25 protein-coding genes are annotated in these 25,610 nt (G+C 69.1%); 16 read left to right on the top strand and 9 right to left on the bottom strand.

Translation table 11 applies throughout. The annotated features are described in order from the left end of the window. Positions 1-34 precede the first annotated feature (34 nt). Positions 35-763: a dienelactone hydrolase family protein gene (locus AB0I43_RS03850; protein ID WP_356973007.1), complete on the top strand. Its 729-nt coding sequence runs from the start codon at positions 35-37 to the stop codon at positions 761-763. Here AB0I43_RS03850 and AB0I43_RS03845 read toward each other — a convergent pair. After that, positions 739-2,595: a Na+/H+ antiporter gene (locus AB0I43_RS03845; RefSeq protein WP_357431172.1), complete on the bottom strand. Its 1,857-nt coding sequence runs from the start codon at positions 2,593-2,595 to the stop codon at positions 739-741. The genes AB0I43_RS03850 and AB0I43_RS03845 overlap by 25 nt on opposite strands. A 119-nt stretch (positions 2,596-2,714) precedes the next feature. Between AB0I43_RS03845 and AB0I43_RS03840 the strand changes: the two genes are divergently transcribed. Beyond that, positions 2,715-3,641 (top strand): alpha/beta hydrolase, encoded by a 927-nt coding sequence (locus tag AB0I43_RS03840; RefSeq protein ID WP_357431137.1) that lies wholly within the window; start codon positions 2,715-2,717, stop codon positions 3,639-3,641. A 340-nt stretch (positions 3,642-3,981) separates the two neighbouring features. Further along, positions 3,982-4,599, top strand: coding sequence for a TetR/AcrR family transcriptional regulator (locus tag AB0I43_RS03835; protein WP_356973005.1), 618 nt, complete (start codon positions 3,982-3,984; stop codon positions 4,597-4,599). Positions 4,600-4,871: 272 nt separating this feature from the next. Here AB0I43_RS03835 and AB0I43_RS03830 read toward each other — a convergent pair whose 3' ends face one another. Then, positions 4,872-5,777: a LysR family transcriptional regulator gene (locus tag AB0I43_RS03830; protein ID WP_356973004.1), complete on the bottom strand. Its 906-nt coding sequence runs from the start codon at positions 5,775-5,777 to the stop codon at positions 4,872-4,874. Between the two features lie 75 nt (positions 5,778-5,852). Here AB0I43_RS03830 and AB0I43_RS03825 point away from each other — a divergent pair, with 75 nt between their 5' ends. The 3 genes from AB0I43_RS03825 to AB0I43_RS03815 all read left to right on the top strand — a co-directional run bounded on the left by AB0I43_RS03825 (position 5,853) and on the right by AB0I43_RS03815 (position 9,383). Then, the gene (locus AB0I43_RS03825; protein WP_356973003.1) at positions 5,853-7,343 is read left to right on the top strand and encodes an MFS transporter; all 1,491 of its coding nucleotides are present in this window, start codon (positions 5,853-5,855) and stop codon (positions 7,341-7,343) included. Positions 7,344-7,371: 28 nt separating this feature from the next. Further along, positions 7,372-8,268: an NAD-dependent epimerase/dehydratase family protein gene (locus tag AB0I43_RS03820; RefSeq protein WP_356973002.1), complete on the top strand. Its 897-nt coding sequence runs from the start codon at positions 7,372-7,374 to the stop codon at positions 8,266-8,268. Between the two features lie 143 nt (positions 8,269-8,411). Further along, a complete protein-coding gene (locus AB0I43_RS03815) occupies positions 8,412-9,383 on the top strand; it encodes an enoyl-CoA hydratase-related protein (protein ID WP_356973001.1) in 972 nt (323 codons plus the stop codon). A 6-nt stretch (positions 9,384-9,389) separates the two neighbouring features. On the opposite strand, the gene AB0I43_RS03810 is transcribed toward AB0I43_RS03815, so the two are convergent. Then, positions 9,390-11,537: a molybdopterin-dependent oxidoreductase gene (locus AB0I43_RS03810; protein WP_357431135.1), complete on the bottom strand. Its 2,148-nt coding sequence runs from the start codon at positions 11,535-11,537 to the stop codon at positions 9,390-9,392. 182 nt (positions 11,538-11,719) lie between these two features. Between AB0I43_RS03810 and AB0I43_RS03805 the strand changes: the two genes are divergently transcribed. Beyond that, on the top strand, positions 11,720-12,121 hold the full coding sequence (locus tag AB0I43_RS03805) for a DUF302 domain-containing protein (RefSeq protein ID WP_356973146.1): 402 nt from the start codon (positions 11,720-11,722) through the stop codon (positions 12,119-12,121). Between the two features lie 74 nt (positions 12,122-12,195). Here AB0I43_RS03805 and AB0I43_RS03800 read toward each other — a convergent pair whose 3' ends face one another. After that, on the bottom strand, positions 12,196-12,768 hold the full coding sequence (locus AB0I43_RS03800; RefSeq protein ID WP_356972999.1) for a TetR/AcrR family transcriptional regulator: 573 nt from the start codon (positions 12,766-12,768) through the stop codon (positions 12,196-12,198). Between the two features lie 96 nt (positions 12,769-12,864). Between AB0I43_RS03800 and AB0I43_RS03795 the strand changes: the two genes are divergently transcribed. Next, positions 12,865-13,677: an SDR family oxidoreductase gene (locus AB0I43_RS03795; RefSeq protein ID WP_356972998.1), complete on the top strand. Its 813-nt coding sequence runs from the start codon at positions 12,865-12,867 to the stop codon at positions 13,675-13,677. Further along, the gene (locus AB0I43_RS03790) at positions 13,674-14,750 is read left to right on the top strand and encodes a dihydrodipicolinate reductase (protein ID WP_356972997.1); all 1,077 of its coding nucleotides are present in this window, start codon (positions 13,674-13,676) and stop codon (positions 14,748-14,750) included. The genes AB0I43_RS03795 and AB0I43_RS03790 overlap by 4 nt, the downstream gene beginning before the upstream one ends. 335 nt (positions 14,751-15,085) lie before the next feature. Here AB0I43_RS03790 and AB0I43_RS03785 read toward each other — a convergent pair whose 3' ends face one another. Further along, positions 15,086-15,976 carry an oxidoreductase gene (locus tag AB0I43_RS03785; protein ID WP_356972996.1) on the bottom strand — a complete coding sequence of 297 codons (891 nt, stop codon included), beginning with the start codon at positions 15,974-15,976 and terminating at the stop codon, positions 15,086-15,088. A gap of 106 nt (positions 15,977-16,082) precedes the next feature. On the opposite strand from AB0I43_RS03785, the gene AB0I43_RS03780 reads away from it, so the two are divergent. From AB0I43_RS03780 to AB0I43_RS03770, 3 genes are read left to right on the top strand one after another with little or no spacing between them, the layout of a single operon-like run. Beyond that, the gene (locus AB0I43_RS03780; RefSeq protein WP_356972994.1) at positions 16,083-17,225 is read left to right on the top strand and encodes a hypothetical protein; all 1,143 of its coding nucleotides are present in this window, start codon (positions 16,083-16,085) and stop codon (positions 17,223-17,225) included. A 25-nt stretch (positions 17,226-17,250) separates the two neighbouring features. Next, on the top strand, positions 17,251-17,859 hold the full coding sequence (locus tag AB0I43_RS03775; RefSeq protein WP_356972993.1) for a hypothetical protein: 609 nt from the start codon (positions 17,251-17,253) through the stop codon (positions 17,857-17,859). Positions 17,860-17,903: 44 nt separating this feature from the next. Beyond that, positions 17,904-18,299: a hypothetical protein gene (locus AB0I43_RS03770; RefSeq protein WP_356972991.1), complete on the top strand. Its 396-nt coding sequence runs from the start codon at positions 17,904-17,906 to the stop codon at positions 18,297-18,299. A 5-nt stretch (positions 18,300-18,304) separates the two neighbouring features. Here the strand turns inward: AB0I43_RS03770 and AB0I43_RS03765 are convergent, their stop codons facing one another. Beyond that, positions 18,305-19,360: a Gfo/Idh/MocA family oxidoreductase gene (locus AB0I43_RS03765; RefSeq protein WP_356972990.1), complete on the bottom strand. Its 1,056-nt coding sequence runs from the start codon at positions 19,358-19,360 to the stop codon at positions 18,305-18,307. Positions 19,361-19,437: 77 nt separating this feature from the next. On the opposite strand from AB0I43_RS03765, the gene AB0I43_RS03760 reads away from it, so the two are divergent. After that, on the top strand, positions 19,438-20,154 hold the full coding sequence (locus AB0I43_RS03760; RefSeq protein WP_356972989.1) for a metal-dependent hydrolase: 717 nt from the start codon (positions 19,438-19,440) through the stop codon (positions 20,152-20,154). Positions 20,155-20,561: 407 nt separating this feature from the next. Here AB0I43_RS03760 and AB0I43_RS03755 read toward each other — a convergent pair whose 3' ends face one another. Next, the gene (locus AB0I43_RS03755; protein WP_356972988.1) at positions 20,562-21,656 is read right to left on the bottom strand and encodes a hypothetical protein; all 1,095 of its coding nucleotides are present in this window, start codon (positions 21,654-21,656) and stop codon (positions 20,562-20,564) included. 161 nt (positions 21,657-21,817) lie between these two features. Here AB0I43_RS03755 and AB0I43_RS03750 point away from each other — a divergent pair, with 161 nt between their 5' ends. The 3 genes from AB0I43_RS03750 (at position 21,818) to AB0I43_RS03740 (ending at position 24,139) form a co-directional block, all read left to right on the top strand. Further along, complete coding sequence (locus AB0I43_RS03750; protein ID WP_356972987.1) at positions 21,818-22,615, top strand: DUF2470 domain-containing protein; 798 nt, start codon at positions 21,818-21,820, stop codon at positions 22,613-22,615. 93 nt (positions 22,616-22,708) lie between these two features. Further along, entirely contained in the window at positions 22,709-23,215 is a 507-nt protein-coding gene (locus tag AB0I43_RS03745; RefSeq protein ID WP_356972986.1) for a VOC family protein, read from the top strand. Between the two features lie 54 nt (positions 23,216-23,269). Continuing rightward, the gene (locus AB0I43_RS03740; RefSeq protein ID WP_356972985.1) at positions 23,270-24,139 is read left to right on the top strand and encodes an LLM class flavin-dependent oxidoreductase; all 870 of its coding nucleotides are present in this window, start codon (positions 23,270-23,272) and stop codon (positions 24,137-24,139) included. A gap of 1 nt (position 24,140) precedes the next feature. Here the strand turns inward: AB0I43_RS03740 and AB0I43_RS03735 are convergent, their stop codons facing one another. Together AB0I43_RS03735 and AB0I43_RS03730 are read right to left on the bottom strand one after the other, a co-directional pair. Then, positions 24,141-24,899, bottom strand: coding sequence for a helix-turn-helix transcriptional regulator (locus AB0I43_RS03735; RefSeq protein ID WP_356973144.1), 759 nt, complete (start codon positions 24,897-24,899; stop codon positions 24,141-24,143). Positions 24,900-24,958: 59 nt separating this feature from the next. Continuing rightward, positions 24,959-25,567 (bottom strand): TetR family transcriptional regulator, encoded by a 609-nt coding sequence (locus AB0I43_RS03730; protein WP_356972984.1) that lies wholly within the window; start codon positions 25,565-25,567, stop codon positions 24,959-24,961. Between the last annotated feature and the right edge of the window lie 43 nt (positions 25,568-25,610).

Raw genomic sequence — 25,610 nt, 5'->3', positions numbered from 1 at the left:
ACATGTCTGAGACACACGCCTAGATTCGGTGCTCATGGAACACCTCGAGGTGCACGCCCCCGACGGCCCGATCCAGGCGGTGCTGGCCCGCCCCACCGGTCCCGGCCCCTGGCCCGGGGTGGTGCTGCTGCACGATGTCACCGGCGACAGCGCCGATCTGCACCGGCATCTGCGCCTGCTCGCCGAGCACGGCTACCTCGCGATCGCCCCGAACCTGTTCAGCCGCGGCCGCACCCGCTGCATGCGCGCGGTGATGCGAGCCCTGTGGTTCACCGGCGGCACCACCGAGGCCGACCGCGAACCCGTGCGCGACATCCTGGCCACGCGCGAGCGCCTGCTCGCCGACCCGGCCTGCACCGGGCGCACCGCGATCAGCGGTTTCTGCATGGGCGGCGGGTTCGCGCTGCTGTGCGCGCCCGAAGGCTTCGACGCCGCGGCTCCCTTCTACGGCGGCCTCTACGGCGACTACCGCCGCCTGCTCGACGGCGCCTGCCCGGTGGTGGCCAGCTACGCCGCCCAGGATCCCTCGCTACGCGGCGCCCCGCGCAAACTCGAACGCACCCTCACCGAACTCGGTGTCGCCCACGACATCAAGACCTACCCCCGCACCACCCACGGCTTCGCCAACACCTTCCCCGGCGACCGGCTGCTACGCGTCACCGGATTCGGCTACAACCCCGAGGCCAGCGCGGACGCCTGGGCGCGGGTGTTCGCCTTCTTCGACACCCACCTGCGCGCTCAGCCCAGCAGTTCGTCGACATAGCACCAGCGCCAGGCCTCACCGGGCTCGATGCTGCGGATCACCGGGTGCGTGGTTGCGGCGTAATGCTTGGCGGCGTGATTGCCCGGTGAGGAGTCACAGCAGCCGATCTGCCCGCACGACAGGCACATTCGCAGGTGCACCCAGCTCAGGCCCTCGGCCACGCACTGCGCGCATTCGCCGGGTCCCTGCGGTTGCGGGGCCAGCGGCGCGGCGCGCAGATGCGCGCAGTCGTCTCCGCCGGGGGCGGCCAGCAGCTCGATCCGGTCGTCCTCGGTCTCGTCGAAGCGGTCGATCATCGATTCCTCGAGATCCAGGCGCGCCAGTACGTGCTGCAGGATCTCGTAGTCCATGCCGCCGGCGTCACGCACCCGCAGCACGGTGGCGCGCTCGGCGGCCAGCATCGCCAGGCGCAGGCGGCGGTATTCGGCGGTGGGCGTGGCCTGTTCGGCCTCCGAGCGGCCCAGTCGCTCCCAGGCGGCGTTGGTCTTCCAGGTGACGCGTTCGCGCAGCGACTGCACCACCGCCTCGGGGGTCTCGGGGGTGATCTGCTCCTCGAGCGCGGCCAGCCCCGCCGAGGTCGCCTGGGAGAGCAGCCCGGCCTTCTGCAGCGCGTCCTCCGCGCGGCTGGGACCGCGCAGTTTCAGCGCGCGCACCAGCCACGGCACCGAGGTGCCCTGCACCAGCAGCGTGCCGCCCACCACGACCAGCGCCAGCAGTTTGAGCACCGCCAGCTGCGGGGTGTCCTCGGGCAGCAGCAGCACCGCCGCCAAGGTCACCACCCCGCGCATGCCCGCCCACGACACCACCGTGGCATAGCGCAGGCCCTCCTCGGCGGGGGCGGTCACCAGCCCGAAGCGGCGCGAGAGCAGCGCCCACGGGAACACCCACAGCGGGCGCGCCAGCATGACGGTGGCCAGCACCGCCACCGCGGCCAGGATCAGCGTGGTGTGATCCAGGCCGCTGCCCCACGCGCCCTCCACGATCGCGCGCACCTGCAGGCCGATGATCAGGAACACCGCGCTCTCCAGAATGAACTGGATGGTGCGCCAGTTGGTGCGCTCGGCGATGCGCGAGGCCGCGCTCTGCCACACCGGCGCGTTGTGGCCCAGGATCATCCCGCACACCACGACCGCGATCACCCCGGAGGCGTGCACGCCTTCGGCGGGCAGGTAGGCGGCGAAGGGCGCCAGGAACGACAGGGTGGTGTCGAGCACCGGGTCGGTGATGCGCCGGCGCAGCAGCGCCAGCAGATAGGCCACCGCCACACCCACCAGCGCGCCGCCGCCCGCGGCGAGCAGGAAGTCACCGCCGGCGTTCCACACCGAGACCGTGCCCGCCGAGGCCGCGATCGCGGTGCGCAGCGCGACCAGCGCGGTCGCGTCGTTGAACAGCGATTCGTCCTCGAGGATCGTCACGATGCGCCGCGGCATCCCGATCCGGCGCGCGACCGCGGTGGCCGCGACCGCGTCGGGCGGGGCGACCACCGCGCCCAGGGCGACCGCGACCGCGAAGGGCACCGGCAGCAGCCACCACACCACCGCGGCCACGGCGAAGGTGGAGAACAGCACCAGCCCCACCGACAGCAGCGCGATGGTGCGGATGTTGGCGCGGAAGTCGACCAGGGAGGTGCGGATGGCCGCGGTGTAGAGCAGCGGCGGCAACAAACCCAGCAACACCACCTCCGGGTCCAGGTGGACCGTGGGCACGTGCGGCAGATACGAGGCCGCCACCCCGGCCACCGTCAGCACCAGCGGTTCGGAGACACCGAACCGCCGCGCCAGCGCGGCCAGGGCCGCCGCCGACGCTACGAGAACCACCAGGCCGATCGCCATATGCACCGCAGCATTCTCGCAGAGCACCCGCCGCGCGGTAGTTGACGCGTCCCGCAGCCGCCGAACCCGCTGTGGGAGTAGCGTGCACGCGCAATGCTGGTCGGCACGAGGAGGTAGACATGGACGAGTTCGCGGACTGGCGCGCAAACGGCCGCAGGTTCACCCATCGGGGCCACCAGATCTTCTGGCGCGACAGCGCCTTTCACGGCACCCTGCCCACGGCCGGGGAACCCGGGGCGGCAGGGGAGCGCGCGCTGCTGTGCGTACACGGCTTCCCGACCGCGTCCTGGGATTGGCACCGGATCTGGGCGGGATTGTGCGCGGAGTTCGATCGGGTGCTGGCGCCGGACATGATCGGGTTCGGCTGGTCGGCCAAGCCGCGCGACTACGAGTATTCGATCTTCGATCAGGCCGATCTGCACGAGCAGTTGCTGCGTGAGCAGGGGGTGCGCCGGGTGCACGTGCTGGCCCACGATTACGGCGACACCGTCGCCCAGGAGTTGCTGGCCCGCGACAGCGAACGCCGCGCCGCCGGCGACGATTCGCTCGTACTGGAATCGGTGTGCCTGCTCAACGGCGGACTGTTCCCCGAGACCCATCGCGCGCGCCCGATCCAGAAGCTGCTGGCCGGACCGCTGGGCCCGCTGCTGAGCCTGCTGGCCACCGAGGCCACCTTCGCCTCGAGCCTGGCCGCGGTGTTCGGGCCCGACACCAAACCGAGCGCGGCCGAACTGGATCAGTTCTGGCTGCTGTGGTGCGGGCGCCACGGTAAACGCAACGGGCACAAACTGATTCGCTACATGGCCGAGCGGCGCGCGCATCGGCAGCGCTGGGTGGGCGCGCTCGAACGCGCCGAGATCCCGCTACGGCTGATCGACGGACTGCTCGACCCGGTCTCCGGGGAGCACATGGTGGCCCGCTATCGCGAGCTCGTACCCGGCGCCGATGTGGTGGAGCTGGCGAAGGTGGGGCACTATCCGCAGCTCGAGGCCGCGCAGGAGACGCTGGAGGCGTTCCTGGAGTTTCATCGCACGCGGGTGAACTGACCCGAAAAGGCCCGAGCGCCAACCAGGTAACCGGTGGTTACCATTGGTGGCGTTCGGGTCGGAAGACTGCGGCATCCGGCTCAGCGGAGCCGCCGTGGCGCGGCTCAGAGGAAGATACCGATTCCCGCGAGCAGAACGGTGGCCACGAATGCGATGCCTGCGGCAAGAAGTGAGACGAGCATTGGACTTTTCCTTTCGTACTGCACCCGCACTTTGCGAGCCACATGGTTAATCTCCAGCTATTAGTGATCTGTTTCACAAAATCGGACACAAAACGCCAAATAGGTTCCTGACCGGCGCGAAAATTTCGTGCTATGGAGTCCGCCATAGAATGGCGGGCGTGGCAGCTACCCGCCGGCCCCGTACCGGCCCCACCCGACCTCGCGTCCCCGACGCCCGCCGCCGCATGATCGAGGGCGCGATCGAGTCCCTGCGCGTGCACGGCGCCAGCGCCACCAGCGTCGAAGCGGTCCTGGCCGCCACCGGCACACCCCGCGGCTCGGTCTACCACCATTTCCCCGGCGGGCGCACCCAGCTCATCGGCGACGCCGTCACCGCCGCGGGCACGGTAATGAGCGAACTCATCGACGCGCTCACCCGCGAGCACGACCCCGTGCACGCCCTCGAACGCTTCGCCGACCTGTGGCGCACCACCCTGCGCGACAGCGACTACCGCGCCGGCTGCCCCATCTTCGCCGTCGCCGTCGAAACCAACGACGACGCACCACAATTCGCGCACGCCGCCGCCGAGATCTTCGCCCGCTGGCACACCGCCCTGACCGGACTGCTGCTGCGCCACGACGTTCCCGCCGCCCGCGCCACCCGCCTGGCCACCCTCACCGTCGCCGCAATCGAAGGCGCGATCACCCTGAGCCGCGTCCAGCGCAGCACCGTGCCCCTGGACGACACCGTCGAAGAACTGCGTCACCTGCTGGCCACCGCCCAGCCCCCGGCCTGACGCCGCGGCGGGTTCTCGCGCCCGCACCGTCGGATCCCTGCCACGTGCGAGTCAGGCCGACCTGCCGCACCGCGACAACGCCCTCGTCATCGACAGCCCGCAGCCAAGTCTCGATCGGACCGGGCCGCCGCATTCGGGATCTGCGAGACACAAACCCGCCCCACGGTGTAGGCGGGTTCTCGCGGTTCGGCGGCGACGCGGTCTCCTCGGCACGGGCCCCGTCGCCCCCGGTCCCGTGCGGCATCGAGGGAACGCCTGCTGCACGCCCGCGCTCAGGACTTCACGGCCACGGCCGCGCGCAGGGTCCCGCGCAGCCAGCGCTGGGCGGGGTCGGCGTCGAGACGGGCGTGCCAGAGCTGGCAGATCTCGATCTCGGGCAGCGCCGCGGGAATCGGGAACCAGTGCAGGCCCAGGGCCGCGCCGTACTGCTCGGCCAGGCGCCGGGGGACCAGGCCCACGTGATCGGTGGCCGAGACCAGCAGCGCGGCCATGGCCGAGGTGGGCACGACCGCGGCGACCCGGCGGCGCAGGCCCTCGGCCGCGAGAGCCTCGTCCAGCGGCCCGTGGACGCGACCACGCCGCGACGCCGAAACATGCGGATGCTCGCACAACCGCGCCAGGCTCGGACGACGCTGCCCGGCCAGCGGATGACCGGCGCGCACGACACCGACGATCTGCTCGCGATAGAGCAACTGCGCGCGCAGATCCGGGGCCTCGGGGGCGCCCGCGCCGATATCGAGATCGACCGAACCGTCACGCAACGCCTCGAGGCTCTCGTTGCCCTCGGCCACGAAACGCAGCACCACCCCGGGCGCCACAGCCGCGGTCGCCGCGACCGCGGCTGTGGCCAAGGTCGCGGCGACACCGTCGTTGATGCGGATCGCGAAGCTGCGTTCCAGGGTCGCGACGTCCACGACGCGGTCGGCGCTGATCAGGGCGGCGGCTTCGTCGAGCAGGGAACGCACGCGCGGGGCGGTGCGCAGCGCGAACGGCGTCGGGGCCATGCCACGCCCGGCCCGCACCAGGATCGGGTCGCCCATTGCCCGGCGCAACCGGCCCAGCGCGCGACTGGTCGCCGGGATCGACAGGTGCAGGTGTTCGGCGGCGGCGGTGACGCTGCCGTGCTGCGACAGCGCGTCGAACACGCGCAGCAGATTCAGATCGAGCTGCTCGGACATAGTTGCATCCTATGCAATTCTAGATTGCCGAAGTTGCGTCGCACGAACATCACCCAGCTCCCTAGCGTGCTGGATATGCAAACCGATGTTGTGCACCACGACACCCCGACAATGCCGGCCACCCGACGCGGCCTGCCGGCGGTGATGTGCGCCTGCGTAGCCCTCGTCGTCGGCATGGTCGCCGCGATCAACCTCGCCGTGCCGATGCTCGCGGCAAGCTCCCTGCACCCCTCGGCCTCGGCGCTGGTGTGGATCGTGGACACCTATGTGATCGTCTTCGCCTGCCTGGTCATCCCCGCCGGCGCGGCCGGTGACCGATTCGGCCGCAAAGGCGTGCTGCTGGCCGGGCTGGGAGTGTTCGCCGCAGGCGCGCTGCTCTCGGCGCTCGCCCCGAATGTGGCGGTGCTGCTGGCCGGACGCGCGCTGACCGGCGTCGGCGCGGCCGCGGTGCTGCCCAACACGCTCGCGGTGCTGCTGCACGCGGTCGCCCCCGAACGCAAACCCGCCACCATCGCGGTGTGGGCCTCGATGACCGGCATCGGCGGCGTGCTCGGCAACGTCGGCGGCGGCGCGCTGCTCACCGGCGGCTCGTGGCGCTGGCTGTTCGCCGCCGCCGTCCCGCTCGCGCTCGTGCTGGCGGCGCTGAGCGCGGTGATCGCCCCCGTCTCGGCGCGCCACGACCGCCGTCTGGACCCGATCGGCACACTCCTGCTGGTCGCGGCGTCGGTGGCGCTGCTGCTCGGCATCGTCGAAGGCCCGGTCGCCGGCTGGGGCAGCACCCTGGTGATCGCCGGATTCCTCTGCGCCGCAGTCCTTTTCCCGGCCTGGATCGTGGTCGAGCTGAAGACCGGACAGCCGCTGCTGGATCCGCGCCTGTTCCGCATCCCGATCCTGCGCAGCGCCTGCCTGGGCATGACCGCGGTGTTCTTCGGCATGTTCGCCCTGTTCTACGTCAACGCCTCGTTCCTGCAATACGCCCACGGCTTCGGTGTGCTGCGCACCGGACTCGGCATCATCCCGCTGACTATCCCGATCATCGCCGGATCCCGCCACGTCGCCCGCCTGGCCGCCCGCGCCGGCCTCGACGCCACCCTCGCACTGGCCTTCGCCTGCGTCGGCGGCGGGCTGCTCGGGCTCTCCACCGGCGACACCCACACCCCCTACCCGATCTACGCCGGATGGCTGCTGCTCACCGGCATCGGCGTCACCCTGGCCCTGCCGACCCTGTCCGGCGCCATCACCGGCGCGCTACCGCACACGCTGGCCGGTGTCGGCGCCGGATTACAGGCCACCACCCGCGAATTCGGCAGCGCCCTGGGCGTCGCGGTCATCGGCACCGTGCTCACCGGCGGATTCGTGCACGCCCTGCCCGCCGACCTGCGCGCCGCCGGCGACCCGCACACCGTCGCCCAAGCCCTCGCCGCCGCCCCCACCCGATCCGCGGACATCATCGCCGCGTTCGGCGCCGGCGCGAGCACCGGACTGCGGGTGATCGGCCTCAGCGTGCTCGTGCTCGGCGCGCTCGTCGTCGGCCAGGCCGTGCTGTCGCGGCGCGCCACCCGATAGCCAAACTCAGACAGAAGGAAGAAAACCCATGCACGTCTTCGTCACCGGCGCCACCGGATGGATCGGCTCGGCCCTGGTCACCGACCTGCTCGACAACGGCCACGTGGTCACCGGCCTGGCCCGCTCCCAGGACGCGGCCGCCGCCCTGCGCCGCACCGGCGCCCTGGCCCGCCTCGGCGATCTCGACGACCTCGCGGGCCTGCGCGCCGCCGCCGAGGACGCCGACGCCGTCGTGCACCTGGCCAACAAGCACGACTGGTCCGACCCGGCCGAGACCGCGCGCTCGGAACGCGCCGCCGTCGCCACGCTCGCCGACACCCTCGCCGGCAGCGACCGCCCCCTCGCGTTCGCCTCGGTGCTCTCCGGCCTGGTGCGCGGCCGCCCCGCCACCGAAACCGACCCCTCGCCCGCGCTGGGACCCGACTCGCCCCGCGGCGGCACCGAAAACCTCGCCCTGACCTACGCCGAGAAAGGCGTGCGGGTGCTCGCGGTCCGCTTCGCACCCTCGGTGCACGGCGCCGGCGACACCGGATTCGTCGCCGCGCTCGTCGCGGCCGCCCGCCGCCACGGCGTCTCGGGATACCTGGGGGAGGGCACGACGACATGGGCGGCCGTGCATCGCGGCGACGCCGCCCGGCTGATCCGACTCGGACTCGCGAGCGCCCCGGCCGGTTCGATCCTGCACGCCGTCGCCGAACCCGCCGTCGGCACGCGCGCCATCGCCGAGGCGATCGGAGCCCGTCTCGGGGTGCCGGTGGCCGCGGTGCCGCCGGAGAACGCGGCCGCGCACTTCGGATTCCTCGGACGCTTCCTCGGCCTGGACATGGCCGCCACCGGCGAGCACACCCGCGCCCTGCTGTCCTGGAACCCGCTCGGCCCGAACCTGCTCGAGGACATCGCCCAGGGCGCCTACGACCACCCTTGAGCATCCGCGACAACCCGCGCCCCGGACTCTGTGCGGTCGCACACAGACCCGCACCGCCCGACCCGGCTAGCGTGGAACCCGGCCCGAACCACTTTGTCGCGGAATCGGTTCGGGGCCAGCCCACGCACCAGAGGAGACACCCGATGCGCCGTGCCGCCGAACTCGCCTTGGACACCTTCGAACTCGAACAGGACGGGCGCGTGCTCACCGCCGCCGTGGTGGCCCCGCCGCTGAACTTCGTCACCACCGAGGTCGTGCGCGACCTCGACCGGCTCACCCGCGCCGTCGACGGCGACGACAGCGTCGGAGCGGTCGTGCTCACCGGCGGACTGCCCGGCCGCTTCCTCACCCACGCCGACCCGCGCGCCCTGGCCGGGATGATCGAACTGCCGCACCCGTTCATCCCGGCCCGCGTCGCCGCACCGCTGCTGCGCGCCGGCGAACTGGGCCTGCGGGTGCCGGGCGTGGCCGACTCCGTGGAACGCCTCGGCGGACTCGGCGCGGGCCTGGTCTGGGGTTTCCGCTGGAAACGCGCCACCCTGCGGATGAACCGCTCCGCGACGGTCTACCTGGCCGCGATCAACGGCCCGGCACTGGGCGGCGGCAACGAAATCGCGCTGGCCTGCGACCTGCGCTACGCCGCCGACGCCGAGCACGTGTGCTTCGGCCAGATCGAAGCACCGGCCAACCTGATCCCCGGCGGCGGCGGCACCCAGCGCCTGACCCGCCTGCTCGGCGCCGCCGCCGCGCTGGAACTCACCCTCGAGGGCGCACCCCTGAGCGCCACGCAGGCCCACCGCCTCGGACTCGTGCACCGCTTGGTCGACCCCGACCGGCTGCTCACCGAAACCCGCACCACCGCAACCCGATTGGCCGCCCGCAACCCGGTCGTGATCGCCGAGGCCAAACGCGCCATCTACTTCGGCACCGATAAATCCCTGCCGCGCGCACTGGCCGCCGAACAAGCCGCCTTCCTGGCCACCGGCACCACACCCGGCGCGGCCCGCACCACCCGCGCCTTCTTCGAAGACCTCGACCGCCTCGGCGACACCCCGTTCCTGGCCGACCCCGAACCGTGGCTCAACGGCACCCGCGTCGACCAGACCAGCCGCTGACGCGAGCTACCCGGACACCGTCTCCACCCGCACCCAGGTGCTGTTGACCGCCGCCGCCCCGGAGAAGGTGTCGGTCAACGCGGGATCGTGCAGCACGTTGACGTTCTTGCCCGGCAGCGACGCCGCCACCTGCCAGCCCACCCCCGGCTCCTGATGACCCCACCCGTGCGGGACCGCGATCGTGCCGCACCGGATATCGGCGCTCACCTCCACCGGCACCACGATCGACCCCGTCTGCGAACGCACCGTCACCGGCTGACCGTCACGCAGCCCCCGCGCGGCGGCATCCTCGGGATGCATCAGCGCGGTGCAACGATCCTTGCCCTTGACCATCGAGGGCACATTGTGCAGCCAGGAGTTGTTGCTGCGCAGATGCCGCCGCCCGATCAGACGCAGATCGAACCCGCCCGCGCGCGCCCGCGCACCCCGATCCAGATCCGCGCCCAGCGCGCGGGCCGCATCCACGAAATCCGCCGGCGCCAACTGCACCCTGCGATCCTTGGTGCCGATCAGTTCCCGCAGCCGCGGCCGCAACGGCCCCAGATCGATACCGCCCGCGCTCTCGCGCACCGACCGCACCGTCAAACCCTTCCACCCCCGCCGCAGCACCCCGTAGGGCCCGGCCGCGATCCCCAGCGCCGACAACCGCAACGGACTGAACTGCTCGAACACCCGATGCGCCACCCCCGTCGTGCGAGCACGCAACGGCAGCGGCAGCACCTCGGTCACCAGCCGCGCCAAAATCTGCCAGTCCTCGAGCCCACCGGCCGGCGGATCGAACACCCGCGCGCTGTAACGCAGATTGTTGCGGACACTGAACACCGGCAGCAGCACATCCAGATCCTCGCGCTCGAGCGGCGAGATCGGCGGCAGGATGATATCGGCGTGCCGGGTCGTCTCGGTGACGTACATGTCCACGGCCACATAGAAATCCAGTGATTCCAGCGCCTCGTCCAGCTCACCGCGCTGCGGGGTGGACAGCACCGGATTGCCCGCGTAGGTGACCATCGCCCGGATCGCCCCGCCGCGGATCTCCGCACCCAGCACCGCCACCGGCAACTCGCTGCGAAACGACTTGAACCGCCCACTGCTGTCGGTCCACGCCCCATGACCCACCGGCAGATACTTGCCGAACCGGGCCGCATCGATCGGCGGCGTCGCGAACATCTGCCCACCGGCCCGGTCCAGATTCCCGGTGACCGCGTTGACCACATTGACCAGCCACTGCGTCAGCGTGCCCGTCACCTGCAGGCACACCCCGAGCCGGGCATAGAGCACCGCCGAACCCGCGGCCGCGTGCTCACGCGCCAACCGGCGGATCACCGGCGCCTCCACCCCCGCCGCGGCCGCCACCCGCTCCGGCGCGAAATCGGCCACCAGCGCCGCGAGCTGCTCGAAGCCCGCGCACTGGCGCGCGGTCACCCGCTCGTCACACAGGTTCTCGGTGACCAGCACGTGCAGCATCCCCAGCAACAGGAACGGATCCCCGCCCGGGGTCACCGCCACATGCTCATCGGCCAGGCGCGCGGTCTCGGTGCGGCGCGGATCGATCACCACCACCGTGCCGCCGCGCTCACGCACCGCCTTGATCCGCGACTTCGCCCCCGGCATCGTCGTCAGCGACCCGTTGGACACCGCCGGATTCGCCCCCAGGATCACCAGCCGGTCGGTGCGATCGATATCGGCCACCGGCATCAGCAGATTCGACCCGAACATCCGCCACGCCGCGAACTCCTGCGGGAACTGATCGATCGAGGACGCGGTGAAGAAATGCTTGGTCAGCAGCGCCGCCCGCAGCAGCGCCCCGTAGATCACCGAGGAACTGTGCGCGGCCGGATTGCCCAGATACATCCCGATCGCGCTGGGGCCGTGCTCGCGGCGCACCGCGCGCAACCGCCGCCCGATCTCGGCGAACGCCTCGTCCCAGCCGATCGGCTCGAACCCCGCACCCACCCGGCGCACCGGGGTGCGCAGCCGGTCGGGATCCTCGTGCAGCCCCGCCAGCGCGGTGGCCTTCGGGCAGATATAGCCCTTGGACAGCACGTCCTCGGGGTTGCCCTCGATCCTGGTGACCTGCTCGTCCTGGACGGTGACCAGGATTCCGCAGTGGGCCTCACACAGATTGCACTGCCGGGCGATCGTCTTGGCGCTCACGGGTTTTCACCTTTCCCCTCCGATACTGCCCCCAGGCTACCGCCTGTGGCTCAGACGGTTGATCCACCCACGGTCGGATATCGGGCCCGGCAACCCCGCCGCGCCCGGAAACCGGGGGTATAAATGACATGGTCACTCGACCTGACGCAATGTCCACCGACCGCGGATCGGAGCACACCCCCATGGCCCTGGCCCTGTCGACCACCGTGCGCGCCGCCTTCGAGGACGCCATCGAACGCACCCGCGCCGCCCTCGCCGAGCAAGGCTTCGGCATCCTCACCGAGATCGACCTGCGCGCCACGCTCGAAGCCAAACTCGGCCACCAGATGGAGGAGTACCGCATCCTCGGCGCCTGCAACCCCGCCCTGGCCCAGCGCGCCGTCGATATCGAACGCCAGATCGGGCTGCTGCTGCCGTGCAACGTGGTCGTGCGCCGCCATCCCGAACACGCCGACCTCGTCATCGTCGAAGCCATGAACCCGCAACTCATGGTCCAGGTCACCGGCGAACCCGACCTCGACCCGGTCGCCGAAGACGCTGCGGTCCGCCTGCGCGCCGCCCTGGCCACCCTCGGCCGCGACTGAGCCGTCACAGTGACGATTCAGCCTGGGGGACAAGAACATCCAGACCAGGGGAGTAGCCCCCGCACGGCACCGGCTCACTCCGGGCGTTTACCGAGCACCCCGTACAACAGCAGATCCTCCAGCGACCCCGCGAAACCGTCCAGATCATCGATATCGCGGATACACATCGCGAACAACGCCGCCCCGGCGATCGTGTCCAGCAACGTATTCGGATCCAGCCCCGGCGCACCACCCGCACCGAGATAGTCACCCAACTCCGCACGCGTCGGCGAATCCAAGCGCGCCGACAACTTCTCGTACAACGTCGCGTCCTGACGCATCTCCGTCATCAACCCCGGCATCGCCGCACGCGCCTCGGGGGAGCCGAACAACTGGATCGTGCCCCGGATGACCTTGCGGATCTCACTGGTCAGATCCGCGGCCGTATTCGCCATCCCGACATCGGGAAACACCGCCTGCGCGATCAGATGCGCCTTGGACGGCCAGCGCCGGTAGATCGCCGGCCGGCTCACCCCCGCCCGCACCGCGATCGCATCGATCGAGGTTGCCGCGTAACCGTTCTCGACCAGCAGACTGCGCGCGGCCTCGAGCACCGCGGTATCCACCGCGGGATCACGGCGGGGGCCGAGCCGATGGCGTGCGGTCACGAAATCTCATCCTTGTGAGGGCGGGCAGCAGTCGATACAGTCTGTCACAACAAAGTCGTTACAGTGTGTAACTGCTGCGGACTTCGAGGAGGAGCCGTGCCAGCCGTCCAACCCGACACCTACACCCCCGTCCCGCTACTGCAGGACAAAGTCATCCTCATCTCCGGCGTCGGCCCCGGACTCGGCCACGCCCTGGCCACCGAAGCCGCCCGCATGGGCGCCACCCTCATCCTGGCCTCCCGCACCGAACAACGCCTGCGCACCATCGCCACCGAACTCGAAACCCTCGGCGCCAAAACCGCCGTCATCCCCACCGACATCACCGACGAACCCCAGCGCGCCGCCCTCGCCGAACAAGCCCTCGCCGCCTTCGGCCGCATCGACTGCCTCATCAACAACGCCTTCGCCATCCCCCCGATGAACCCCATCACCCAGATCGAACTCGACGCCCTGCGCACCGTCAACGAAACCAACGTCTTCGCACCCCTGCGCCTGACCGCCCTGTTCGCCGACGCCCTGCAAGCCACCCGCGGCTCGGTCATCATGCTCAACTCCTGCGTCTCCTACAGCTCCCAACCCGAATTCTCCGGCTACAAACTCTCCAAAGGCACTCTCGCCCACCTCGCCTCCTCCCTGGCCACCGAACTCGGCCCCTGCGGAATCCGCGTCAACAGCGTCGCCCCCTCCTACGTCTACGAAGACATCAACAAGGCCTACTTCGACTGGCTCGCCACCCAAGCCGGCGTCGACCACGCCGAGATCTACCGCCAGAAAGCCGAACCCACCGACCTCAAACGCCTGGCCGGCCCCGAGGAAGTCGCCCGCGCGACCCTGTTCCTCGCCAGCGACCTCGCCAGCGCCATCACCGGACAAATGCTGACCGTCGACTGCGGGGAGTTCCACCGATGACCACCAAGAAACGCATCGTGCTGTGGGGGACCGGCGTCGTCGGCACCATGGTCCTCACCGAAATCCTGCGCCACCCCCACTTCGAACTCGTCGGCGTCGGCGTCGCCAACCCCGACAAGATCGGCAAAGACGCCGGCGACCTCTGCGGCGCCCCGAAAACCGGTGTCCTGGCCACCGATTCCGTCGACGAACTCATCGCCACCCGCCCCGACGCCCTCGTCCACTACGGACCCACCGCCGCCCTGGCCGACGACAACATCCGCATCATCAGCGCCTTCCTGCGCGCCGGCATCGACGTCTGCTCCACCGCCATGACACCGTGGGTGTGGCCACAGATGAAACAACTGCCCGACGTGTGGCGCGATCCGATCACCCAGGCCTGCGCCGAAGGCGGCGCCTCCTGCTTCACCACCGGCATCGACCCCGGCTTCGCCAACGACCTGTTTCCCATGACCCTGATGGGCCTGTGCGGCGAAGTCAGCTCCGTGCGCGCCTCGGAACTGCTCGACTACACCCAGTACGAAGGCGACTACGAATTCGAGATGGGCATCGGGCACCCACCCGAATTCACCGCCCTGCTCGAACACCCCGACATGCTCATCATGGCCTGGGGCGCCACCGTGCCGATGATCGCCGCCGCCGTCGGCATCGAACTCGACGACATCACCACCACCTGGGAAAAATGGGTCACACCCACCGATAGACCCACCGCCAAGGGCGCCGTCAAGGCGGGCACCGTCGCCGCGATCCGGTTCACCATCAACGGGACCTACCGCGGCCGCGAAGTCATCACCCTCGAACACGTCAACCGCATCGGCCTCGACGCCGCACCGGACTGGCCCGCCGGCACCCGTGACGATGTGTACCGCGTCGACATCACCGGCTCACCGTCGATTTCCCAGGAGACCTCGTTCCGGTTCACCGACGGCTCCGGGCGCACCCCGGCGGTCGCCGGATGCCTGGCGACCGGCCTGCGCGCCCTCAATGCCGTACCGGCTGTCAACGACTTGCCGCCAGGATGGGTGACGCCGCTGGATCTGCCATTGATCGCAGGCGCGGGCACGATCCGCTGACACCCTTCTTTTCGTCACAGTGACGTATTGAGGGAGGGTGGCTGGACCCGGGGAAGTGGGGGTCTCGACGCCAATCTTGTTGCGGATCATGATATTCCGGCGAAATACGGGTTTCGCCGGAATATTTTCATGGCCGACAGGATGACGCAGAGCAGATCAGCGAACATTCCGTCGGCGTGGGCGTCTCCAGGATCAAGGGATGGGGCGGGAGCCGAGCGGCCGATATACGAAACAGCGCATATATCAACATCATTCGGTCACCGCAGGCACCCCGATCGCCACGCCGTTCTCGAACCGATAATCGACATTATGACATTTCGTCCGCTGCCCCGCGGCTACCCGTCGAGTCCGAAACCAACCCCGGTGAGCTCCTCGGAGACCGACCACAGCCGCTTCGCCGTAACGGGATCACTCGCCGCCGCCGAACGACCGACCAGCGTCGGATGACCACGTAGCTCCCGCCGCCCATCCGGGCCCACATACGCGCCGCCCGGCAAATCCTGTGTCGCCGCGAACAACGTCGGCCACGCCCCCTGCGCACTGCTCTGCGCCAGCACCCTGCCCACCCCGTGCACGGCCGCCACCAGCACCCGATTACGGCCCTGCGTCCCCAGATTCGTCGCCGCGTAACCCGGATGCGCCGCCAGCGCCCGCAACGGCGAACCCGCCCGCCGCAACCGCCGATCCAGCTCGAGGGTGAACAGCAGATTGGCCAGCTTCGACTGACCGTAAGACGCCGCCAACCCGTACCGCCGCGTCGACAGCGTCAAATCGTCGAAATGAATCTCCCCCGCCCGATGCGCCCCCGACGCCAACGTCACCACCCGATCCCGCAGATGCGGCAACAGCAGATTGGTCAGCGCGAAATGCCCCAGATGATTCGTCCCGAACTGCAGATCGAACCCGTCCACCGTGCGCCTGCCCGCGAACCCGGCCACCCCCGCGTTGTTGACCAGAACGTCCACCGGCTCCCGCCACGACCGCCCGAACTCCCGAACCGACGCCAGATCGGCCAAATCCAGCCGCCGCACCACACAGTCCCCACCCACCAGCCGAGCCGCCTCCTGCCCCCGCCCGACATCCCGAACCGCCAGCACCACCCGCGCCCCGGCCCCCGCGAACCCCCGCGCCGTAGCCAACCCCACCCCGCTGTTCGCCCCCGTGATCAGCACAGTGCGCCCCACCAGCGAAGGCAGATCCGCCTCGGTCCATCCAGTCCGCGTCATCCCTCCGAACGTACCTGTCCCCCGGTCATCTGGGACGCCACGGCGTTGTAGACTCGATCTCGATATCGCCTGGGGGGACTAATGCGGTTAGCTTGCAACATCTTTCGTGTTTTTCGCGGTCATTATGGATAGCGTCGAGGTCGACGTCGCACGCCTGGCAGGTTTCCAGCTGGATCTGCGGGAATTGGGTGCGGCGTGCTCCACCAACGCATCCACCCTGCTAGCGGGTGTACAACTATCCAAGCCAACCGGGCTCCTCGAGTCTGTAGCTGCCCGATTCGAGACGTTCCGCACCGAAGTCTCCGTCGCCCAGCAGGTCGATCTACGCGCGATCACTACCCTCGCCGAGAAACTCGGCACTACCGCCGCCAGCTATCGAGCTACAGACGACTCCTTCGCCGGCGCCTTGACCACCGCGACAGCGAACGCGTTCGGTGCCGATGCAGCACCCGTGAGCACGACCGGCCAAGGCGTCACCCGGTTCCCAAGTCTGGAATCACCCACCTTCGCCGACCCACCAGAACCCTCTTACACCGTCCGGCGGGTTGTGCGTACCGCGATCGACGCGATCTCCCTGTTCGACGATCCCCTGAGCCAGGTACTCGGCATCAAACCAGCTGCTGACTATCTAGTGCCGCTGGAGGCCGATTGGGAGGCGCTCGAAGCACTCGGTAAGCGCATAGATCTGACCGGGATCAACGACTTCGTCTGCACGCAGAACCTCACCGCCGGCACCCGATGGTTGCAACAACACTGGACCGGAAGCGCCGCACTGACATTCGGCGAAAGTGTGACCAGCCTCGGACAGAAGATTTCCGACCGCAGCGACGATCTCGAAGCTGTCGCGAAGATCGTGACCAGCGCTGCTCCCCTGCTCGAACGACTGGTCTACAACCAGGCCATGGAACTCAGTAGCGGATTATTGCAATCGATGACCTTTCACGGCTTCACCCTCCCACTGGGCTGCTGGGCGCAATTGGTGAACCGGCCGATAGAAGAATCGATCCGTTCACAAGTCGTCGCAGCCGTAGACACTGCCACCAAGACGGCCATCTCCACGCAAACCGCGATCTCGACCACTCTCGACCGGATCTCCCAGGCACTCACCTACACGACCGGGCGAGCGATACCGGCATACAACGCAAGCGAATTCGAACTACCAGACAAGGTCAACGTGGATTTGGGCACGATTCGATACGGCTTCGGCGGCAGCGTGTGGTGGGAGTCGGCAATTGCATCCGCCTCCTGACCCGCCATTGGACCCGAAGCGGGCGGTGTACCGCTCCAAGACCGGAGCCTTGGACAAAGCCGAGGCCGCCGCGAACCGCAGCATCGACGCGGCCGCCGTGATTCTGGGCTGGAAGACCATGGGCTACACCCTCGCGCCAACCCTGCTGGAGGTCTACCTCGCCAACCACGACGACGGCTACGAGTACCGGTTCAGCGCCGACGAAGTCTGGCAGATCACCAGGGATCCGGCCGTCAAGAAGGCCATCACCGCATGTCAGGAATCGGTGAAGGACCAAGCGCGAGCCGACCCTCAGATCGGGATCATTAGAGAGGTGACCTCGCCCTGGGAAGGTGGCGTCGAGCCCGAAGACGATGACGTCCGGGCAGCGGTCGGGCACTTCGACGTGGCTGTCGGCGCCGATGTCACTGTGCGCCAGACCGGCGACGGCAGTGGCCTGGAGGCAGAGATCGACTACAAGATCTACCTGCATGACTTCTACAACTTCGACCTGCTCGAGCGCGAACGGCTCAGCTTGAACATCGGCGTTGACATCAACAATGAGATGCGACAGCTCGAGGAGGCCGGCTGGGCACGCAGCTACCGGTCGAAGGGCGAGACCGAGATCCGGAAAGGCTGGAAAGCAACCCTGTGAATCGGATGATCACGCGCTGGGCGCAAGGATGTGTGTCGGCTTGCATGCTGCTGGCCTTCGTGCCGGGATGTGCGGAAGACACCGCGGAGCAGCTGCGCATCGTGGCCGACTGCGGCAATTTCGTGTTCCCCACCGGTGTGGACCTGGTCTGGTATCACCGCGAGGTGATGTTCGGAGACTCCGTTGCCGAAGCCGTCGTGGATATCCCCACCGGGCAGCTCAGCGATTTCAAGGAACGGTCCAAACTGGTGGAGTTCGCGCCCGGAGTGCCTACGCGGTGGAAAGAGTCGTTCTGGCAAGGCAGCGGTCAGATCGAATTGCTCTCGGACGTGGAGAGGAATCAGCGTCTGGTGGAGGTGAATCAGACGCCCGCCAGGGCTGTGATCGTCCATGATCGGGGCAGCGACTCGCCGCGGGTGTTCGTTCGGGCCGCGTGCTGAGGGACTCAGCCGGAGATATCGGGGATCGTGATCGGGTTCGACCCTTGCGACAGGGATTCCGCGCCCGCGATTCCTACCAGGGCGGCGGCTACGGCTGGGCGGACCGGGATCAGCGGTGGGGAGCCTTGGGTCACTGTGGATCGGAAGCCTTGCAGGATCACCACCGTGCCCTCGGCCATGCGGTCGATCGGGGCGTTGTCAAGCAGGTAGGGGCTCGGGGAACGGTGGTCCTCGTGGGTTGTGCCGTCCGGGCGGGACCAGCCCTCCTGGCGGACACGGATGGACCAGGCGGCCTCGCCGGTGGTGCGCAGGGATTCGGCGAGGCCGTGGGCGCCGCGGAGGGAGAGCCAGCTCCAGTGGCTGCCGGACTCCCCGGCCAGGAAGCCGTGGCGGGCCAGGGCGAGGGTGCCGTCGGAGAGGCGGATCGTGAGCAGGACGGCGGCGGGGCGGTCGCCGCCGGGGCCGATGCTGTGCGCGGTGAGCTGGGTCGGCCACGCGCCCGTCAAGGCCAACAAGGGTGAGACGGTGTGTGTGCAATAGGCGGTGGGCGCGATGCGGCCGCGCCAATGCCCTGGGTCGCCGATCAGGGCGGCGGTGTCGGCCGGCGAAAGGCTGTGCAGGTATTCGGCTTCCACCAGGGACAAGGGGCCCAGCTCCCCCGCGTCGACGCTCGCGCGCAGCAGGCGGGTGTGCGGGTGGAAGACGTAGTTCTCGGCGAAAGAGTAGGTGGCTCGGGAACGGTCCACGGCCGCGATGAGCCGACGGCCCTCCACCTCGGAGACGCACGCCGTCGTCTCCGACAGGACGTGGATCCCGCGGTCCAGGAACGCGATCGCCGGTTCGGCGTGCGCATCGAAATCGTTGGCCAGCACCACGCCGTCCAGGCCCGCGTGCAGCAGGTCGGTCCAGTCCTGGGTCACCCGGGCGGTCGGGTGCTCCGCGTGCGCGGCGGCGAGGCGGACGGAATCCCGGTCGCAGAGGGCCGCCACCTCGATGCCGAGCCGGCGCGACCAGTCGGCCAAGTAGAGCCCACGCAGCAAACCCACGATTCCCAAACGCATGCAGCCAGGCTTACCGGTGAAAGTGCTCGGTAGCAAACGATTTTCAGGATGGTCGTTCGTTCAACTAACGTTGCCGGGTGCTTGGACATTCTCACGCGACCAGTGGCGCGCTGGCCTGGGCGGGGGCGGCGGCGCTGCTGCCCGTCACCGCGCTGACCTACCCGGTCATCCAGGAGGGCAGCGGTCATATCGGGACGGTCGAGCTGGTGCTCGGCGTCTTCCTGACCGCCGGCGCCGCGCTGCTCCCCGACGCCGACCACCCGAAGAGTTCCATCGCCCACGTGCTGGGCCCGGTGTCGTATTTCCTCTGCGTGCTGATCAGCAAGCTCTCCGGCGGCCACCGGCGCGGTACGCACTCGCTGCTGTTCGTCGCCGTCGCGTTCGCCGCCACGTGGGCGGGCGCGCACTGGCTCGGACGACCGTTCACCCTGGCCCTGGTCTTCTTCCTGCTGGCCTTGGCCGTCCGGGCCCTGCACCTGTGCCCGCCCGGCAACAGCGTGCGCACCTACGGCACGGTCATCGTGCTCGCCGTGTCGGGCACGTTCGTCATGGACCATTTCCTCACCGACAAGCCCGCCTGGCTCCCCTTCTGCGTGGCCCTGGGCGCCTTGGCCCACATCCTTGGCGACTGCCTCACCGACCGCGGCTGCCGGCTCTTCTGGCCATTCGACCTCCGCGTCCGGCTGCCTATCATCGAGCGCACCGGGAACAAGGTCGAAACCTGGGTGATCTCACCGCTGTTCGTCCTGGGGACGATGGCGGTCCTCTGGTACTGCGTCACCCAGCAGAACTGACGCCCCTGGGCGTCGTTGCGTCTTTTGGTTGCCGCGCGTGATGAATTGCGTAGCGGCACAGAGGGTTTGCATGCATTGATACGCATAGCCCGATTGGAGCATCTTTACTTCCCCGAGTTCATCTGATCGCAGCGTAGCAACCCTCGCCGCCGGCCTCCGGTTCAGCCGCACCGGAGGCCGATTGCGCGCCACTCGCCCCTACGAGCGGCGTGCAAACACCGGCAGCCCCTCTCCCCTGTCTACGGGCCCCCGAGCGAGCCCCTCCCCTTGTCGGAGCGGTCTTTTGACTTGAGTGGCACTGTGGTGACGATGTATACAAAGGATTCACATAGTTAGATGCGCATATCTACAAACTAGGATGCTTTCGTTGGAAGTCAGCCAGCCGGAACCGGCCTCGACTTCCCAGCTCAGAACAGCTGGTCGGAGTGCGCGTCCGCTTCTCCCCTGACGTCGTCGGCGAACTGCTCCTCCAGATCGGCGTCATCCCCCGCACTGTGCGCGGTGTACAGCAGCAGGCAGCCGCGGATACCGTCCAGTAGATCCTCGAGCAGGTCGAGGGCGGGGCGGACCGGATCCAACCGGCTGATCCGGAACTCGGCCAGCAAGGCGGCCCGCGTCGCGCTGTCGACCTCGTATTTGCGCGCCTGCTCTTCTATTTCGGCGACCCGCGCGACGACGGCCCACGGCGCCGGCACGTGCCCCTCGGAGACCGCCATCGCCTCGGCGATCAGGTCGGCGACGATCTCGGTGGGGGTCTCCCCCGCTACCAGCCGTTCCAGCACCAGGGTCGGCGTGTCCACCTGGAGGGCTTCCAGTTCGTCGGCCTCGACGACGACCTCCGTCGTGGGAATGCCGGCGAGCTCCCCCGCGACCTCGGCGGCGGCGAAGAGCCAGTGCGCGGCGGCCACCGAGGCCGAGGCGGGATCGAGCTCGGTGAACAGTTCCAGCGAGCCGAGTGGGTCGGCGCGCAGCAGTTGATCGGCGGCCTGCACCTGGGCCGGTGAGACGTCGGGCCGGGACAGTTCGACGGCCTGGCGGGCGCGGGCGGACAGGTCGCCGAGTTCGGCGGATTCGATGGCGCGCTGCTCCCGGTCCACCTCGGCGACGATCGTCTCGGTCAGTTCTTCGACGTCGATGAGGTGCAGGGCGCGCCCGAGCCGGTGCGCGGATTCGACGACGCCGCTGTAGGAGACGACCAGTCCGTGGTCGGTGGGCAGGTTGGGGTGCCGGATACCGGCTTCGACGTCCTTGAAGTTGCGGCGTTCCTCGGCGCGGCGCCAGGCTTCGCTGTTGGGGACGTCGGGATCGCCTGCGGCGCTGGCGGGATGGGTGTAGGTGCGCCACTGGAAGCGGGACAGGGTCGTGAGATTCGACGCCAATCCCGTTGCCTGGTCCGGACTTATCGGCGGCAGGACCGCCACAGTCTCGGTCAGGTCGCCGCGCCCGGTCGCCCAGATGGCGACGAGAGCGTTGCGGTCGGCGTCGAATGCGTATCGAGTCACGCCGCACAGTGTCGCCCATCGGCTGCCGTCGCGCCTGCGCATTGGGGTCCATTGGCGTTCGGGCAGCGGCGATTCCACGGGAGACGGGCAGGTGCGCCGGGTCGCGGGGTGTGCGGGTGGAAGAATCGGCGGCGGCGTATCCCCCGGCTGAAGGACTGCGGATGACTCTCGATCATGGTGACCCGGGCGACGCGCCCTCGATTCCGCAGCCGCTGGCGGCGGTGGTGAATGCCGCGCGGCCTTCTGCGGCGGAGGAGGCGCGCACGGTGGCGGCCTCGGGCAATACGGGGACGCTGGCCAGTCTGAGTTCGGACGGTACGCCGTGGGCGTCGTTCGTGACCTATGGCTTGCTGGCGGGGCAGCCGGTGCTGTGTGTGTCGCGGATGGCCGAGCACGGGCGGAATCTGGCGGCGGATGCGCGGGCGAGTATCGCGGTGGTGGCGCCGGAGTTGCCGGCGGATCCGCTGGCGGGGACGCGGATCACGCTGGCGGGTGTGGTGGAGCGGCCGGAGGGTGCGGAGTTGGCGGCGGCGCGGGAGGCGCATCTGGCGGCGGTGCCCGCGGCGCGGTACTACATCGACTACAGCGATTTCGCGCTGTGGGTGTTGCGGGTGCGGCGGGTGCGCTGGGTGGGTGGTTATGGGCGGATGGATTCGGCGTCGGCGGAGGAGTACGCGGCGGCGCGGCCGGATCCGGTGATTCCGGAGGCGGGGCGGGCGATCGAGCATTTGAACGCCGATCACGCGGATGCGTTGTTGTCGATGGCGCGGGCGCTGGGTGGGTATCCGGACGCGTCGGAGGCGAGTTGTGAGCGGGCGGATCGGTATGGGCTGGATTTGCGGGTGGTGACGCCGCGGGGTGTGGCGCGGACGCGGGTGGGTTATGTGGAGCCGGTGGACGGGGTGGATCAACTGCGTGCGGCGACAGTGGAATTGACGCGGCGTTCGCGGGCGGTGTGAGCGCGGTATTCAGCGTGAACTCTTGACGTTGTCGGGGTGGGGGTGGTTTGTTGAGGGCGTGAATTTAGAACACGTTGCAGTCGGGGGTGTGTGATGACGACTGCGCGTGGGCCGATCTTCCAGCTGTGCTGGGTGGTTGCCGACATCGCCGCGGCGACCCGGGAGTTCACCGAGCGCTACGGGGTCGAGAAGTGGTTCACGATCCCGGACGTGCGCTTCGGGCCGGAGCTGTGTGAGCATCGCGGCGCGCCCGCCGACTACACGATCACCGTCGCGCTGGGGTACGCGGGCGGGCAGCAGCTGGAGCTGATCGAGCCGCGGTCGGGGGTGAGCCTGTACTCCGAGCAGCTCGCGCACAGTGGGCCCGGTCTGCATCACGTGGCGTGGATTCCCGAGGACTTCGACGCCGCGCTGGCCGAGGCGCGGGCGGCGGGGCGGGAGATCGTGGCGCGCGGCGCCTTCGAGGGCGCCGGGATGGAGTTCGCCTATCTGGCGGGCGGCCCGATCGGCTCGTATGTGGAATTGATGCGGCTCTCGCCGGAGATGCGGGCGGTGTTCGACCAGCTCGTGCCGGACGGATATCGCAACCCCTGGACTTAGCCCCGCCCGAGTTGTCGCGGGCCCGGTCCCGCGCACCCACAGAAAGGTTGCACATTGCGATTCACCTATGCCGAGGCGATGACGAACCCGGAGTATTACGTGCCGTTGGCGCAGGCGGCCGAGGAGGCCGGGTACTCCTCGATCACGGTGGCGGACAGCATCGCCTATCCCAAGGAGTCCGATTCGACCTATCCCTACACTCCGGACGGGAATCGGGAGTTCCTGGAGGACAAGCCGTTCATCGAGGCGTTCGTGCTCTCGGCGGCGATCCTGGCGGCGACCAAGACGCTGCGGGCGACGCCGTTCGTGGTGAAGCTGCCGATCCGGCCGCCGGTGCTGGCGGCCAAGCAGGCGGCGTCGCTGGCGGCGTTGAGCAACAACCGGTTCGGGTTCGGTGTGGGCATCAGTCCGTGGCCGGATGATTTCGAGATCATGGACGTGCCGTTCGAGAAGCGTGGCGCGCGCATGGACGAGTGCATCGATATCGTGCGCGGGTTGTGCGCGGGCGGGTATTTCGAGTACCACGGCGAGTTCTACGACCTGCCGCCGATCAAGATCAGTCCGGTGCCGACCGAGCCGGTGCCGATCCTGATCGGCGGGCACAGTGCGCCGGCGTTGCGCCGGGCCGCGCGTTGCGACGGCTGGATGCACGCCGGCGGTGACGGCGAGGAGCTGGATCGGCTGCTGGGCAAGCTGAACAAGCTGCGGGAGGAGTACGGTTCGCGCAAGGACTACGAGGTGCATGTGATCTCGCTGGACGCCTACACCGTGGATGGGATCAAGCGGCTCGAGGACAAGGGCGTCACCGATGTGATCGTCGGCTTCCGGGTGCCCTACACCCGCGAGCACGACACCGAGAGCCTGGAGACCAAGATCGCGAATCTGTCCCGCTACGCGGAGAACATCATCGCGAAGACGTCCTGATTCAGGCGAGCGCGGCCCGGGTGGCCGCGTCGGCGGGCAGGAAGGATTCGATCGCGAGTTCGGCGACGGTGACGTTCATCGGGGTGCCGAAGACGGTGGTCACGCTGAGGAACGACAGGTCCTGCCCGTCGTGGCGCAGGCGCAGCGGGACCACCACCTGGTCGGGTTCGGGCAGGACGAGTTCGGTTTCGCCGCCGGGGTAGGCGCGGAGTTCGGCCCGCAGTTCGGCCAGCTCCGCGGACCCGGTGACTTCGATCTGGCGGGTCAGGCGGGCGAAGAGGTGCCCGCGCCATTCGGGCAGGTTGCGGATGCGCCCGGCGAGGCCGTCGGGGTGCAGGCTCAGGCGCAGGGCGTTGACCGGGGGCTGGAGCAGGGCGGGGTCGATGCCCTCGAGCAGCAGGGCTACTCCGGCGTTGGCGTCGATCATGGTCCAGGATTGGTCGATGGCCAGGGCCGGGTAGGGCTGCTGGCCGTCGAGGATTTGGCGGATGGCCGCGCGCACGGGCGCCATTTCGGGGGTGTCGAGGCCGGGTTCGGCGAAGGCGGGGGCGTAGCCGGCGGCCAGGAGCAGGCGGTTGCGTTCGCGCAGCGGGATCTGCAGGTGTTCGCAGAGGTTGGCCAGCATGGCTCGGCTGGGGGTGGCGCGGCCGGTTTCCAGGAAACTCAGGTGCCGGGCGGAGGTGTCGGCGCGGACGGCCAGTTCGAGTTGGCTGAGGCGGCGTTCCTGGCGCCAGTGCCGCAGCAGGTCGCCGGCTGTCATAGTGTGCACGATTGCACTCTAGGAATTTTCGGGGCGCGGGACCATTACCCGGCGGGTAATCATTCGTGGAGCGCGGCGTAGACGCGGGTGACGACGAGTTCGATCTGGGCGACGGCGCGGTCGAGCGGGCCGACCGGCTGGAACAGGTGGCTCAGGGTGAACCGGACCAGGATCTCGGCGAGGGTGGCCAGGTTCGCGTCGGAGAGATCGGGCAGGTCGTAGCTCGCGCGCATGGCGGGCACGAGGGCGGCGATGGCGCGGCCCAGGACCGGTTCGGGTTCGGTCATCAGGGCGGGCAGCAGGGTGGTGTCGCCGGTGTGGCGGCCGGAGAGCACGGCTTTGAGCAGGACGTTGTCGGCGCCGGTGCGCAGGGTGTATTCGGCGGCGCGGGTCATGCCGGCGCCGGGGTCGTCGGGGTGTTCGCTCAGGGTGGCGATGATTCCGGCGATGAACGTGGTGAGTTCGCGTTCGATGAGGGCGTCGGCGAGTTCTTGGCGGGTGCCGATCTCCTTGTAGAGCACGGGCCGGCTGATGCCGACGTCTTTGGCCAGGCGCGACATGTTGACCGCGCCCCAGCCTTCGGTGCAGACGACCTCGCGGGCCGCGTCCAGGGCGCGTTCGCGCAGGAGTTGGCGCATCTCTGTCTGGAAGTTCGGCGCTTGAGCCACGTCGGCCATCGTACAGCAGAGCCGGATCTGACTCCGTCGTTGA

Source organism: Nocardia sp. NPDC050435 (assembly GCF_040655395.1).
GTDB lineage: Bacteria > Actinomycetota > Actinomycetes > Mycobacteriales > Mycobacteriaceae > Nocardia.
Note: the sequence above shows the minus strand (reverse complement) of the source record. Positions and strands in the feature narration are given on the sequence as shown.

Coding starts and splice junctions, on each gene's coding strand:
- AB0I43_RS03785 (WP_356972996.1), bottom strand. CDS start 15,976: ATGACGCGGACTGGATGGACCGAGGCGGATCTGCCTTCGCTGGTGGGG.
- AB0I43_RS03840 (WP_357431137.1), top strand. CDS start 2,715: ATGGACGAGTTCGCGGACTGGCGCGCAAACGGCCGCAGGTTCACCCAT.
- AB0I43_RS03745 (WP_356972986.1), top strand. CDS start 22,709: ATGACGACTGCGCGTGGGCCGATCTTCCAGCTGTGCTGGGTGGTTGCC.
- AB0I43_RS03825 (WP_356973003.1), top strand. CDS start 5,853: ATGCAAACCGATGTTGTGCACCACGACACCCCGACAATGCCGGCCACC.
- AB0I43_RS03790 (WP_356972997.1), top strand. CDS start 13,674: ATGACCACCAAGAAACGCATCGTGCTGTGGGGGACCGGCGTCGTCGGC.
- AB0I43_RS03735 (WP_356973144.1), bottom strand. CDS start 24,899: ATGACAGCCGGCGACCTGCTGCGGCACTGGCGCCAGGAACGCCGCCTC.
- AB0I43_RS03765 (WP_356972990.1), bottom strand. CDS start 19,360: ATGCGTTTGGGAATCGTGGGTTTGCTGCGTGGGCTCTACTTGGCCGAC.
- AB0I43_RS03750 (WP_356972987.1), top strand. CDS start 21,818: ATGACTCTCGATCATGGTGACCCGGGCGACGCGCCCTCGATTCCGCAG.
- AB0I43_RS03850 (WP_356973007.1), top strand. CDS start 35: ATGGAACACCTCGAGGTGCACGCCCCCGACGGCCCGATCCAGGCGGTG.
- AB0I43_RS03845 (WP_357431172.1), bottom strand. CDS start 2,595: ATGGCGATCGGCCTGGTGGTTCTCGTAGCGTCGGCGGCGGCCCTGGCC.
- AB0I43_RS03820 (WP_356973002.1), top strand. CDS start 7,372: ATGCACGTCTTCGTCACCGGCGCCACCGGATGGATCGGCTCGGCCCTG.
- AB0I43_RS03830 (WP_356973004.1), bottom strand. CDS start 5,777: ATGTCCGAGCAGCTCGATCTGAATCTGCTGCGCGTGTTCGACGCGCTG.
- AB0I43_RS03815 (WP_356973001.1), top strand. CDS start 8,412: ATGCGCCGTGCCGCCGAACTCGCCTTGGACACCTTCGAACTCGAACAG.
- AB0I43_RS03805 (WP_356973146.1), top strand. CDS start 11,720: ATGGCCCTGGCCCTGTCGACCACCGTGCGCGCCGCCTTCGAGGACGCC.
- AB0I43_RS03770 (WP_356972991.1), top strand. CDS start 17,904: ATGCTGCTGGCCTTCGTGCCGGGATGTGCGGAAGACACCGCGGAGCAG.